This is a genomic window from Streptomyces spinosisporus (assembly GCF_022698145.1).
In the GTDB taxonomy this organism is placed as follows: domain Bacteria; phylum Actinomycetota; class Actinomycetes; order Streptomycetales; family Streptomycetaceae; genus Streptomyces; species Streptomyces spinosisporus.
This window is the reverse complement of the sequence record NZ_JALDAX010000006.1, coordinates 384,195-397,448: the sequence shown is the minus strand read 5'-3', so window position 1 is coordinate 397,448 and position 13,254 is coordinate 384,195. Positions and strand designations below refer to the sequence as shown.

Below are 13,254 nucleotides of genomic sequence, written 5' to 3'. Positions count from 1 at the left end.
CGCGGGCGGGCTGCTCAGCCCGCCGCGGCGGAGGCCTCGTCCTGTCGGACGGCACCGAAGAGGACCGCCGGCAGGTCGGGGTGGATCTCGAAGACACCTGCCAGACACGCAGCGCTCAGGATGCGCAGGAACCGGTGGCTGTCACCGACCAGCCTGACCCTGCCCTGCCGGGCCAGGACACGGTTCCGCGTCCGGCACAGCACCCGCAGGCCGCTGCAGTCGATGAATGTCACGGGACGCAGATCCAGCACGAGGTCGGGGTGGACGCCCGCGGTCAGGTGGTCGAGGCGCGCCATGAGTGGGGTTGCCGTGAAGATGTCGATCTCGCCGCGGACTTCCACCACGGTCGTGCCGCCGACGACGCGTTCCGTGTGGCAAGGCACGAGCCTTGCGTGGTTTGTGTCCATATGCAGAGCTAAGCCCCGTTGAAGAGGGGGCGGAAGGGGCCGGTCGGCCCATGCGGGAAGGCCGCCGGGCCCGCTCGGCCCCGCGCCCACCGTGCACGCGACGCCGAGGGTCGCTCTCCGGAAGGGAGGGACCGATGGCCCCGTTCCTCGCCGTACCGCCCGCCCGAACGTGGCATGTGGGCCCGTGCCGGGCCGCTCCGTGCGGATCGGCCGTACGGAGGCAGAGGAGGGAGCCTTGCCATGACATCCCCGCACGTGGCCGTCGGAGTGGACGGCTCGCTGACCGCCGTACGCGCCCTGGACCTGGCGGCGCAGGAGGCGGTGCACCGTGGCGTCGGCCTGCGCGTCGTCCACGCCGTCGCCGACCTGGACGAGGCGGGACCGGTTCTGGCGTCGGCCGTCTCGCGGCTCGACGCCCGCCATCCCCAGCTGCCGGTGACGGCAAAGCCGGTGGTGGGCGGTGCGGTGGAGGTCCTGCTGCGCGAGAGCAGGGACGCCGTGCTCACCGTCGTCGGCAACCGCGGGCTGGGCGGAATCACCGGGGCGCTCTTCGGTTCTGTCAGCCTGCGCCTGGCCGCGCACGCGCACGGACCCCTGCTGGTGGTGCGCGGCGACCACCGCTGTGACGAGGGCCGCGAGGTGCTCCTTGGCCTGGAGAGCGACGCCGACACGGACGCGGTCGCCTACGCCTTCGACGAGGCGGAGCGGCGCGGTGTCCGGCTGCGTGTCCTGCACTCCTGGTCCCACCGGCACGTCGGTCCGGAGCTGCCGTCGATGATCCCCGCGACGAGCCCGGGGCAGCGCGAACTCGCCCGGCGCGACGCCGCCGAGGAGGCCGTGCCGCGTTTCAGCATGGCCGAGCTGCGGGAGCAGCATCCCGGCGTCGGCGTCGAGTCGCACACGACGCGGACGGCCCCGGGTCACGCCCTGCTGGAGGCCACCCGCGAAGCCGGCGTCGTCGTCATCGGCGTGCACCGCCACGCGGACCTGCACGTCACACGTCCGGGCTCCGTCGCCCACACCCTGCTGCACCGTTCGCACTGTCCCGTGGTGATGGTGCCGACCGGCTGAACGGGCCCGTGCAGGAAGGACGTTCGGCCCCGGACGACGGGCCGCGCAGCCCCTCCGGCACCGGCTGCCGGAGCGGGACATTGAAGGCGCAACGAGAGACGTCAACAATCCGCGCATCACCCCTGGAAAGGGATGAACACCATGGCAGTCCACGAACACCCGCACCGGAACGTGCGGTTCCACCTCCCGTCCATGCGCCGGCCCGTGACAGCTCCGCGTCCCGCCGACGAGACGAACGCCGTCGTCCTGACGACGGCCGCCGCACACGTCCTCGCCGGGCTCCGTGTGCTGACCGGCTTCGTCTTCCTGTGGGCCTTCCTGGACAAGACCTTCGGCTTCGGCTACGCCACCGCGTCCGGCAAGGGCTGGATCGACGGCGGTTCGCCGACCAAGGGCTTCCTCAGCTCGGTCGCCGTCGGCCCGATGGAGTCCACCTTCCACGACTGGGCCGGGGCCGGCTGGGCGGACTGGCTGTTCATGCTCGGTCTGCTGGGCATCGGCGTCGCCCTGATCGCGGGCGTCGGCCTGCGGCTCGCGGCCGTCGCCGGCACCGCGATGATGGCGCTGATGTGGATGGCCGAATGGCCGCCCGCCAAGCACCTGTCCGACGGGTCGCTGAGCATGTCGACCAACCCCTTCGCCGACTACCACCTCATCTACGCCGTCGTCCTCATCGCCCTCGCGGCCGCGGGCGCCGGCGCCACCTGGGGGCTGGGCAAGGCCTGGGCGCGGCTTCCGTTCGTCAGCCGCAACCGCTGGCTGCTCTGACCTTGACGGCCACCGGCCGTCACGGTTCCCGAACGTCTCGCACCGGGGCACCGCCGCAGCGCTGCGGCGGTGCCCCACCCGTATGCCCGAAGGGGCTCGCGGTCGGCCACGGCTGTGTTCCGTCCGGTCGTGCAGGGGGGACCGACTGGCCCAAGCGCTCCCGGCCAGGTCCGGACAAGCTGAACCTACGGGGCAATCCCGGCACCGGGTCCATGCCCGGGCGGACGAGAGGAAGTGACGGGCCATGGCGGAGCAGGCACCGTCCCGAGCGACGGAGGACCAGGCGCGGGGCGACCTCGGCCGCCGTCTCGCGGCACGGCGCACCGAGCTCGGACTGAGCAGGGCGGAGACGGCCGCCCGGGCCGGTATGGTGCCCGGCTATCTCCAGTACCTGGAGGAACACCCCGGGGCCGCACCGGGCTCCGGCGTCCTGCTGAGGCTGGCCGACGTTCTGGAGACCACCGTGCGGGAACTGACGGGCGGCGACAGCGATGTGCCGCACGGACTGGGACGGCCCGCGCCGGCGGCCGGCCTCGTGGAGCTGAGCGTGCCCGAGTGCCGCGCCCTGCTCGGCACCCACGGAGTGGGGCGGCTCGCGGTGCCCACGGTCTCCGGACCCGTCGTCGTGCCCGTCAACTACAGCCTCGTGGGCGGCGCGATCGTCTTCCGGACCGAGCCCGGCAGCACACCGGCCCAGGCCGCCGGCTGCCAGGTCGCCTTCGAGGTCGACCGCATCGACGACGCCTTCAGCCGCGGGTGGAGCGTGCTGGTGCGCGGCCACGCCCGGACCGTGACGGACCCGGCCGAGGCCCGCACCCTCACCGAGCGCGCCCGCGGCGGCCCTTGGGCCGGTGGACGCCGCGACGAGTGGGTGCGCATCGAGCCGACGGTGATCACGGGGCGCCGTATCACGGTGTGATGCGGGACGTTCTCCGGCCAGACCGGGCCCGATGGTCCCTCGCCCCCGTGCCCCGGGTCCGCGGACGATGAAGGTAACGCTCCATCGCCGCACCCACGCGAGAGACGGACCGGCCCATGTATCCGAACGACGGTTTCCGCGAACTCGACCGGCAGGAGTGCCTGCGGCTTCTGGCGAAGGTGCCGGTCGGCCGCATCGTCCACACGCGTCAGGCCCTGCCGGCCGTACTGCCCGTCAACTTCTCCCTGGAGGAAGACGGCGCGGTGGTCCTGCGTACCGCGGCGGCCTCGGAGCTGGTCCGCGCCGTGGACGGGGTGGTCGTCGCCTTCGAGGCCGACGAGGTCGACGCGGCCACCCGCTCCGGCTGGAGCGTCGTGGTGACCGGCCCGGCCGGCGTGGTGACCGACCCCGGTGAGCATGAGCGGCTTGTGCGAACCGGCCCGCGCTCGTGGGTGCCGTGGCCCCAGGAGGTCTTCGTCCGCATCGAACCCGAACTGGTCACCGGTCGCGCACTCGTGGGCGGGCGCAGCCTGTACGGGGTGCGCCCGCCGAAGTGGATCCCGGCGCGGCGTTAGGCGGCGCGTCGGGAGGCCCCGGTGCTCGTCCGACGTGCCGGGAGAGGGGCTGCCGCGGGGCGCCGTCGGTAGACGAGGTACGGCCGGACCAGATAGCCGACCGGGACGCTCCAGACATGGACGAGCCGGGTGAACGGCCAGGCGGCGAAGAGGAGACAGGCGGTCAGGGCGTGCAGCTGGAACAGCAGGGGGGCACCGCTGACGGCGTCCGGCTGCGGCTGCAGAGTGATGACGCCCCGGAACCACACGGAGACGGTCTCCCGGTAGTCGTATCCGCCGCCGAAGACATTGTGCGCGGCGGTCGCGGCGATGCCCAGCAGGACGGTCGCCGCCAGCAGCGGGAAGAGCACCTTGTCACTGCGGTCGGTGGTGAGCCTGATCCGCCGCGTCAGCAGCCGCCGGGCACAGAGCATGCCGAGCCCGGTGACCATGGCGACGCCCGCGACGGAGCCCAGCCAGACCGCGACGGTGTGGTACGCGTGCTCGGAGATGCCGGCGGCCTGCGTCAAGGAGGCCGGTACGGCGAGACCGACCACATGTCCGGCGATCACCGCGAAGGCGCCGAGGTGGAACAGCGGGCTGCCCCAGCGCAGCCACCGGCGTTCCAGGAGCTGGCTGGTGTGGGTGGTCCAGCCGAACTGGTCGTGCCGGTAGCGCCAGACATGGCCGACGGCGAACACGGCGAGGCAGACGTACGGGAAGGCCACCCACAGGAGCAGGTCGGCGGTCGAGACGTTCATCGGTCGTCTTCCTGTCGGGTGGGCGTGACCGAGGTCGGTGCGGCCAGGGTCGGTGCCGCCTGCTCGGGCGGCGTGAAGGTGCCGGGCGGGGCGAACTCGCCGTGTCCGTACGGGTCCAGGCCCACCTCCTCGGCGGGCGGGCCCTCGGCGGCGAGCCGCGCCACGGCAGCCAGGTCGGCCTCGGTGGGCGGCGGCAGCAGGCCGCACAGGGCGGTCAGCAGATGCCGGTAGGGCGAGTCGGCGTCCACCAGCGCGCGCTGGATCAGTTCCAGACCGCGCCGGTGCTGCCGCAGCGGCGCCTCTCCCCGGCCGGGGCCGGCGAGCGCGGCGAACTCCAGCGCGCGCATGTACGAGCGCAGCGCGGTGAGTTTCATCAGCACCCCGGCGACCACGTCCGTGTCGCCCGCCGTGAACAGGCTCGCCAGATAGTCCAGCGGAATGCGCAGCCGGGTGACGGCGGCGAAGACGTGGTCGGGGTCGTCCTGGTCGCCGCCCGCCACGATGACGGCGTCGAGGACGGGTGAGAGGGGCGGGACGTACCAGACCATCGGGAGGGTGCGGTACTCCGGATGCAGCGGCAGAGCGACCTCGTACCGCATGACGAGGTCGTACACGGGCGAGCGCCGGGCGGCCGCCAGCCAGTCCTCCGGGATGCCCGACTCCCGTGCCGCCGCGAGCACTTCGGGATCGGTGGGGTCGAGGAAGACTCCGCGCTGGGCGTCCAGCAGGTCGTGCTCGTCCGGGGCCGCCGCGGCCTCGCCGACGCGGTCGGCGTCATACAGGAGCAGTCCGAGATAGCGCAGCCGGCCCACACAGGTCTCCGAACAGACGGTGGGCTGCCCGGCCTCGATGCGCGGGAAGCAGAAGGTGCACTTCTCGGCCTTGCCGGTGGCGTGGTTGACGTACACCTTCTTGTACGGGCATGCCGTGACGCACATCCGCCAGCCCCGGCAGCGGTTCTGGTCCACCAGGACGATGCCGTCCTCGACGCGCTTGTACAGCGCACCCGACGGACAGGCCGACACACAGGCCGGGTTGAGACAGTGCTCGCACAGCCGGGGCAGATGGAAGAGGAAGGTCTGCTCGAACTCGAACCTGACCTTCTCCGCCCATTCCCCGGTGAGGTTGGGGTCGGCGCCGGCGTGCTCCGGTGCTCCGCCGAGGCCGTCCTCCCAGTTGGCGCCCCAGGTGACGGAGGTGGGTCTGCCGGTGAGCACGGAGCGGGGGCGGGCGACGGGGATGTCCTGGCCGGCCGGGGCGCTGACGAGGTTGTCGTAGTCGTAGGTGACCGGCTCGTAGTAGTCCTCGATGGAGGGCAGGTCCGGGTTGGAGAAGAGGGACAGCAGGCGCTTCACGCGGCCGCCCGAGCGCAGGACCAGCCGGCCCCGCCTGTCGAGCATCCAGCCGCCCTTCCACTGCTCCTGGTCCTCGTAGCGGCGCGGGTAGCCGACACCGGGCTTGGTCTCGACGTTGTTGAACCAGGCGTACTCGACGCCGGTGCGGTTCGTCCACGTCTGCTTGCAGGTGACCGAGCAGGTGTGGCAGCCGATGCACTTGTCGAGGTTCATCACCATCGCGATCTGGGCCATCACGCGCATGTCAGTACTCCACCTCTTGGCTGCGACGGCGGATGACGGTGACCTCGTCGCGCTGGTTGCCGGTCGGGCCGTAGTAGTTGAAGGCGTAGGTGAACTGCGCGTAGCCGCCCGCGAGATGGGTGGGCTTGAGCAGCAGGCGGGTGAGCGAGTTGTGGATGCCGCCGCGCCTGCCGCTGACCTCGGTCCTCGGCACGTTCACCGTGCGGTCCTTGGCGTGGTACATGTACACCGTGCCCTCGGGCATCCGGTGGGTGACCACGGCCCGGGCGGCCACGACGCCGTTGCGGTTGTACGCCTCGATCCACTCGTTGTCCTGGACGCCGATCTTCTCGGCGTCCTGCGTGGACATCCAGATCACCGGTCCGCCGCGGGAGAGCGCGAGCATGAAGGCGTTGTCCTGGTACTCGGAGTGGATGGACCACTTGGAGTGCGGAGTCAGGTAACGCACCGTCACCTCCGCCCCGTCGTCGCGCAGTTCCTCGTCGCCGTAGTGGCGACGGGCGTCCAACGGCGGCCGGTAGACGGGTAGTTGCTCGCCGAGCTCGGTCATCCAGTCGTGGTCGACGAAGAAGTGCTGGCGGCCGGTGAGCGTGTGCCAGGGCTTCTTGTGCTCGGTGTTGATGACGAACGGCGAGTAGCGGCGCCCACCCGTCTCGCTGCCCGACCACTCGTAGGAGGTGATGACCGCCCGGGGCTGGGTGCGGGTGTCGGCGAAGGTGATCCGCTCGGCCTCGCGCTCGGCGGACAGCTCCACCAGGCCCTCGCTGCCGGTCTGCCGCTCCAGCGCGCGGAATCCCTCGGTGGCCAGGCGGCCGTTGGTGGTGCCGGACAGTGCGAGGATCGCCTCGCACATGTCGGACGCGGTGGCCAGGGACGGGCGACCGGCGGCCACTCCGTCGCGGACGGTGCCGCAGCGGCGACGAAGTTCGGCGAGCTCCTCGTCGGGCTTGACGGTCACGCCCTTGGTCGTCGTGCCCAGCGTGTCGAGCAGGGGGCCGACGGCGCGCATCTTCTCGGCGACGGCGGCGAAGTCACGCTCGATCGTGACCAGCCGGGGCATCGTGCGGCCGGGGACCGGCTCGCACTCGCCGGCCCTCCAGTCCCGGACCACCCCACCGGGCTGGGCGAGTTCGTCCGGTGTGTCGTGCTGGAGGGGCACCGCCAGGACGTCGGTGCGGGTGCCGAGGTGCTCGGCGGCCAGCTCGCTGAACCGGTCGGCGATCGTCAGGAAGGTGTCGTAGTCCGTGCGAGCCTGCCAGGGCGGCGCGATGGCCGGGGTGAAGGCGTGCACGAAGGGGTGCATGTCCGTGCTGGACAGGTCGTCCTTCTCGTACCAGGTCGCGGCCGGCAGGACGACATCGGCGAGCAGGCCGGTGGAGGTCATCCGGAAGTCCATGGCGACCAGCAGGTCGAGCTTGCCCTCGGGTGCCTCGTCGTGCCAGACCACGTTCTTCGGGCGGGCCTCGGGCGGGGCCTCCCGGCTGCGCACCGCACTGTCCGTGCCCAGCAGATGGCGCAGGAAGTACTCGTTGCCCTTCCCGGAGGAGCCGAGCAGATTGGCCCGCCAGACGGTGAGCACGCGCGGGAAGTTGGCCGGGTCGTCGGGGTCCTCGACGGCGAACCGCAGCTCGCCCGAGGCGAGTTGGTCGACGACGTGCTCGGTGACCGGCCGTCCGGCTGCCGCCGCCTCGTCGGCGAGGTCGAGGGGGTTGCGGTCGAAGCCGGGGTGGCCGGGAGTCCAGCCGAGGCGGACGGCCTGGGCCAGGCAGTCGGCGAACGCCTGGCCCTCGAACCGGCCCTCGCCCAGCGGGGAGGCCAACTCCTCGGGTCCGAAGGCCTCGTAGCGCCATTGGTCGGTATGGAGGTACCAGTACGAGGTGCCCGCCATGTGCCGGGTGGGGCGCTGCCAGTCGAAGGCGAAGGCCAGGTGCTGCAGGCCGGTGAGCGGGCGGATCTTCTCCTGGCCGACGTAGTGGGCCCAGCCGCCGCCGTTGACGCCCTGGCAGCCGGTCATCGTGGTCAGCGCGAGGAAGGCGCGGTAGATGGTGTCGGAGTGGAACCAGTGGTTGGTGCCCGCGCCCATGGCGATCATCGAACGGCCCCTGGTGCGCTCCGCGTTGCGTGCGAACTCCCGGGCGATCCGGGCCGCCTGCCCGGCCGGCACCGAGGTGATCGTCTCCTGCCAGGCCGGGGTGCAGGGCTGCCCGGCGTCCTCGTACGACGCCGGCCAGCTGCCCGGCAGACCGGGGCGCCCCACCCCGTACTGGGCGAGCATCAGGTCGAAGACGGTGGTGACGAGCCGTCCCCCGATCCGCCGGACCGGCACCCCGCGCATGATGACCGATCCGCCCTCGGTGCCGCCCTCGTCGAACCTGGGCAGGGCGATCCCGACCGTCTCCTCCGCCCGATCCAGAAGGCTCAACTCGGGCACCACATCGCCCAGTTCGAGATTCCAGCGGCCTCGCTCGGCCTCCCCCCACCGGAAGCCGAGCGAGCCGCCCGGGACCACCGGTTCGCCGGTGGCCCGGTCCAGAAGGACCGTCTTGAACTCGGCGTGCTCCTCTTCATGGCCGAGATCGGCGGCGGTCAGAAACCCGTCCGGGACGAGACCCCTGGCGTGCTCGCGCAGGGTCACCAGGAACGGCGCGTCGGTGTAGGTCCGCAAGTAGTCCTGGAAATAGGGCACTTCGCGATCGACCAGGAACTCGCGCAGAATCACGTGCCCCATGGCCATCGCGAGCGCCCCGTCCGTGCCGGGATGCGGGGCCAGCCACTCGTCGGCGTGCTTGACGTTGTCGGCGTAGTCGGGGCTGACCGCGACGACCTTGGTGCCGTTGTAGCGGGTCTCGGTGAGGAAGTGCGCGTCGGGCGTGCGGGTGACGGGAATGTTGGAGCCCCACATCACCAGATAGCCGGCGTTCCACCAGTCCGCCGCCTCCGGCACGTCGGTCTGGTCACCGAAGACCTGCGGTGAGGCGATCGGCAGGTCGGCGTACCAGTCGTAGAAGGAGAGCAGGGTGCCACCGATCAGCGACATGAAGCGGGCGCCGGCCGCGAACGACGCCATCGACATCGCGGGGATCGGGGAGAAGCCGGCGACGCGGTCGGGGCCGTACGCCTTGACGGTGTGGACGTGCGCGGCGGCGACGAGTTCGCTCACCTCGTCCCACTCGGTGCGGACCAGGCCGCCCTTGCCGCGGGCCCGCTTGTACGCCCGCGTCTTCGCGGGGTCGGAGGTGATCTCGGCCCACGCCGCCACGGGGTCGCCCAGGCGGCGGCGCGCCTCGCGCCACAACGTGAGCAACTCGCCCCGGACATACGGGTAGCGGACCCGGCTGGGGGAGTACGTGTACCAGGAGAACGAGGCCCCGCGCGGGCAGCCGCGCGGCTCGTACTCGGGGCAGTCGGCGCCGATCGACGGGTAGTCGGTGGCCTGGTGCTCCCAGGTGATGATGCCGTCCTTGACGTACACCATCCAGGAGCAGGAACCGGTGCAGTTGACGCCGTGCGTGGAGCGTACGACCTTGTCGTGCGCCCAGCGGTCGCGATAGAACCCCTCCCACTCGCCGTCGGCCTCGCCGAACACGGCACGGCCGTCGGCCGACACCTCGCGCCGGGTCAGCAGTCGTCGGGCGGCCAGCGGCCAGCCCTCGTCGGTGCGCCGACCGCGGGGCCGCGCTGCGTCGTCGTTCTCCATGGCACCGGACAGTAGGCGGCGGCAGACGGGAGTACCCGAGGCCGGGCGACCTCGGAAGGGGGGGGCCGAACGGCCCTACCGGCGCCCGCCTGCACGAGCAAACTCGGCACGGGTGGTGTGCGGAGACGAGCAGGGAGCGGGGGTCGAGTTCGGAGCAGTAGTCGAGTACGGAGCGGTAGTCGAGTACGGGGCGGACGATGGCGGCATCCGGGCACGCACCGATCGTGGTCGGGGTCGATCCGGGCCCGGCCCACCATCTGGTCCTCGCCTGGGGAGCCGACGAGGCGGACAGGCGTGAGGCGCCTCTCCACCTGGTCCTCGGACAGGGACGTCCGGCCGACGGGAAGCCGGCCCGGCACCTCGGGGACGGCGCGGTCCGCGAACGGCGCCGACTCGCGGAGCACGTCCTGCGAGACGCGGTCGCCTTCGTCACCGACCGTCATCCTCGGCTGGAGGTCCGCGCGCAGCTCGCCGCGGACGATCCCGTGCCGCTCCTGCGGCGGGAGGCGCGTACGGCTGCCGCCGTGGTGCTGGGCTCAGGCCGACCGAGCAGGCGAAAGGGGCGCTTCACTACGGCGTCGGTCGCACCGGCGGTCGTCGCGCGCGCCGCCTGCCCGGTGGTGATCGTGCGCCCACCATGCCGGGCCGCAGGACCGTCACGGCACTTCGTCGTCGGAGTGGACGTCGGTGTGGACGGCCGCCGTCACTCCGCGGCGGCCGTCGACCAGGCGTTCGCCGAGGCGGCTCTGCACCGCGCGGCGCTGCGGGTGCTGTACGTGTGGCAGCCACCCCTGCTGGGTGTCCTGGACGAGCACGCCGCCCTGCGGGAGTGCCGCGGGCTCCTGTCGGAGATGGTGGAGAGCCGTCGGGCGACGTACCGGGATGTGGAAGTGCGCCAGGAAGTGGTCCGCGGACGCCCCGCGCAGGTCCTGGCCCGCGAGTCCATGGACGCCCTCGGTCTCGTGGTCGGCCTCCGGGGCAGCGGTGGCTTCACCGGCCTGCTGCCGGGTTCGGTCGTGCACGGCGTGTTGCACCGCGCTTTGTGCCCGGTCGTGGTCGTCCCCCGGAGCGGGGGGCATCACCCCTGCCTGGTCCGTCCGCGCCTCAACCGGGTGGCTCGCCGGGCGCGCGCGGCCGCGGGGCGCCGCGCCCGGCTCCTCACCGGTGTGGCCCGTGCCTGGTCGGCGACGGTCCGCCGCGGCTGCCGGACACGCCTCCGGCAGGGCGGACATGTGTGCCGGGGCCTGGGAACACGCGGGTGACATGGCGTCCCGGTGCACGCGCCGGCCGATCGTCGCCTCCCGGTACCTCGCGGCAGACCCACCATGGCAAGTCCCTGAACGGCACCCCCTGCGGATCGGCCGGACGTCTGCCCAGGTGCCAACGGGCCGGTGCACCGGGACTGCCGGACCGGGTGCGGAGGAAGGTCGGCCCAGCGTGTCCAGGGGTGCGTGCAGCGGATAGTGACGGCGGATCACCGGTGCGCCGCGCGCTCCGGAGCCTGCGGACCTGTGCCGATGCCGGGGCCGCACCACCGCGAGCAGAGGAGGAGACGGCATGTACGAGCCGTCGACGAGGAGCAGCGGCACCGAGGGCGACCGGCCCGCCGTGTCCGCCAGGGCGTGGCTGATGCTGGCCCTGGCCACCGTCGGATTCGCCGTCAACTTCTGGGCGTGGGCGCTGCTCAGTCCGCTCGGCCCCCGCTTCAAGGACACCCTGCAGCTCACCTCCTTCCAGCAGTCGCTGCTGGTGGCCGTGCCGGTCGTGGTCGGCTCCCTCGGCCGCATCCCGGTCGGCGCGCTGACCGACCGCTACGGCGGGCGTGTGATGTTTCCGCTCGTCTCCACCGCCACCGTGATCCCGGTGCTCTACCTGGGACTCGCCGGGCACTCCTCACTCGGCGCGCTGCTGGCGGGCGGCTTCTTCCTGGGCATCGGCGGCACCGCGTTCGCCGTGGGCGTCCCCTTCGTGAACGCGTGGTTCCCGCCACAGCGGCGCGGTCTGGCCATCGGCATCTTCGGCATGGGCATGGGCGGCACCGCGATCAGCGCGCTGACCACCGTGAACCTGGTAAAGGCCCACGGCATGGCCGACCCCTTCCTGCTCACGGCCGCGGTGCTCCTCGCGTACGCGCTGATCGCGGCCCTGTTCCTGCGCGACGCCCCGGGCCGCACGGTGCCCGTCGAGGCGCTGTCGCGCCGGCTGGCGGACACCCTGCGCCTCGGCATCACCTGGCAGGCCACCGCCCTGTACGCGGTGGCCTTCGGCGGCTACGTCGCCTTCTCCGTCTACCTGCCGACGTACCTCAAGACCGGCTACGGCCTCACCCAGGCCGACGCGGCGAACCGCATGGCCGGGTTCGTGCTGCTCGCAGTGGCGATGCGACCCGTGGGCGGCTGGCTGGCGGACCGCGTCGGTCCCGTGCGGGTACTGGGCGTGGCCCTGACGGTCGTGGTCGGTGGTGCCGTGCTCCAGTCCTTTCCGCCGTCGCTCGTGCCCTTGGGCACCCTCGCCTGCCTGGTCATGGCCGCCGCGCTCGGCGCCGCCAGCGGCGCGGTGTTCGCGCTCGTCGCGCTCCTGGTCCCGGCGGGCAAGGTCGGCTCCGTCACCGGTGTCGTCGGCGCCGCGGGCGGCCTGGGCGGGTTCGTGCCGCCGCTGGTGATGGGGTCGGTGTACGGGGCCACGGGCTCGTACGCCCTGGGGCTGGTCCTCCTCGCGGTCGTGGCGGCAGCCGCCCTGGCCTTCACCGGCACCGGCGTGCGCAGGACGGTCGTCCGGCGGCGCCCGGCCGAGCAGGCCGGCTGAGCGTCGGACGCACGCATGGGGTTCGCCGCGGCCGCCGGCACATGAGGATCGTGACGGCACATGCGGACCGTGGCGGCCCCTGTGCACGCGATCGGCGGGGGACGGGTCCGCGCGGTGTGGGTCGCGCGGACCCGTGGCCGACGACCCACGCGCGGCCACGGCTCCTCCACGGGGGCCGTCCCCCTGGCGCGGCGCCGTCTCCGGTGGGGGACGGGGGAACTCCTCGCGGATCCGTCGGCGGCCTCCGCGCCTGATTCAAGGATCACTCTCCGGCCATGCCGAGAGGAGGGTTGACCAGACCTGTCTGCGGGCCGTTCGGCCCTTGCCCGAACCCGGGTCATCTCACATCCGGGCGCCGCCCGTTCGCGAGCGCAGCCATGCTCTCGCGATAGGCCGCCGCACCGATCAGACCGTGCAGCCGCTGCGCCACCAGCTGCCGCTCGGCCGCCTCCGGCGCGAGGCGACGCCGGCGGAGCCGGGAGCACGGCCGGCGTCGGCGCCCGGCCGGTGCCAGAAGGCGGACGGTGTCGTACAACGCGCCCGCGAGAATGAGCAGTTGGAGCACAACAACGACAGCAGTCATGACATCGGTCCTCGACCCGGCCAGGTCCGCCCGGCGGGCGGTCACTGTCAGCGTCGGCCGCCGCGGAAGCGGGGAGCAGAGGCTGCTTAGG

General features: G+C 72.5%; 11 protein-coding genes. 6 read left to right on the top strand and 5 right to left on the bottom strand.

What is annotated here, in order from left to right; genetic code table 11:
• Positions 1–14: 14 nt before the first annotated feature.
• The gene (locus tag MQN93_RS19190; protein WP_242710470.1) at positions 15–407 is read right to left on the bottom strand and encodes an STAS domain-containing protein; all 393 of its coding nucleotides are present in this window, start codon (positions 405–407) and stop codon (positions 15–17) included.
• A 240-nt stretch (positions 408–647) separates the two neighbouring features.
• Between MQN93_RS19190 and MQN93_RS19185 the strand changes: the two genes are divergently transcribed.
• The 4 genes from MQN93_RS19185 to MQN93_RS19170 all read left to right on the top strand — a co-directional run bounded on the left by MQN93_RS19185 (position 648) and on the right by MQN93_RS19170 (position 3,740).
• Entirely contained in the window at positions 648–1,478 is an 831-nt protein-coding gene (locus MQN93_RS19185; RefSeq protein WP_242710469.1) for a universal stress protein, read from the top strand.
• A 141-nt stretch (positions 1,479–1,619) separates the two neighbouring features.
• Positions 1,620–2,246, top strand: a complete 627-nt coding sequence (locus MQN93_RS19180) for a hypothetical protein (RefSeq protein WP_242710468.1) — start codon at positions 1,620–1,622, stop codon at positions 2,244–2,246.
• 244 nt (positions 2,247–2,490) lie between these two features.
• Positions 2,491–3,165 (top strand): pyridoxamine 5'-phosphate oxidase family protein, encoded by a 675-nt coding sequence (locus MQN93_RS19175; RefSeq protein ID WP_242710467.1) that lies wholly within the window; start codon positions 2,491–2,493, stop codon positions 3,163–3,165.
• Positions 3,166–3,281: 116 nt separating this feature from the next.
• Positions 3,282–3,740, top strand: a complete 459-nt coding sequence (locus MQN93_RS19170) for a pyridoxamine 5'-phosphate oxidase family protein (protein ID WP_242710466.1) — start codon at positions 3,282–3,284, stop codon at positions 3,738–3,740.
• Here the strand turns inward: MQN93_RS19170 and narI are convergent.
• The 3 genes from narI to MQN93_RS19155 are packed head-to-tail and all read right to left on the bottom strand — an operon-like array spanning position 3,737 to position 9,775.
• Positions 3,737–4,480, bottom strand: coding sequence for a respiratory nitrate reductase subunit gamma (gene narI / locus MQN93_RS19165; protein ID WP_242710465.1), 744 nt, complete (start codon positions 4,478–4,480; stop codon positions 3,737–3,739). The two genes, MQN93_RS19170 and narI, sit on opposite strands and share 4 nt — an antisense overlap.
• Positions 4,477–6,078 (bottom strand): nitrate reductase subunit beta, encoded by a 1,602-nt coding sequence (narH, locus tag MQN93_RS19160; RefSeq protein ID WP_242710464.1) that lies wholly within the window; start codon positions 6,076–6,078, stop codon positions 4,477–4,479. Before narH ends, narI begins: the two co-directional genes overlap by 4 nt.
• A gap of 1 nt (position 6,079) precedes the next feature.
• Entirely contained in the window at positions 6,080–9,775 is a 3,696-nt protein-coding gene (locus tag MQN93_RS19155; RefSeq protein ID WP_242710463.1) for a nitrate reductase subunit alpha, read from the bottom strand.
• Positions 9,776–9,972: 197 nt separating this feature from the next.
• Between MQN93_RS19155 and MQN93_RS19150 the strand changes: the two genes are divergently transcribed.
• Positions 9,973–11,037, top strand: coding sequence for a universal stress protein (locus tag MQN93_RS19150; protein WP_242710462.1), 1,065 nt, complete (start codon positions 9,973–9,975; stop codon positions 11,035–11,037).
• Positions 11,038–11,332: 295 nt separating this feature from the next.
• Positions 11,333–12,580, top strand: coding sequence for an MFS transporter (locus MQN93_RS19145; RefSeq protein WP_372504389.1), 1,248 nt, complete (start codon positions 11,333–11,335; stop codon positions 12,578–12,580).
• Between the two features lie 337 nt (positions 12,581–12,917).
• Here MQN93_RS19145 and MQN93_RS19140 read toward each other — a convergent pair whose 3' ends face one another.
• Entirely contained in the window at positions 12,918–13,163 is a 246-nt protein-coding gene (locus MQN93_RS19140) for a hypothetical protein (RefSeq protein WP_242710461.1), read from the bottom strand.
• Positions 13,164–13,254 lie beyond the last annotated feature (91 nt).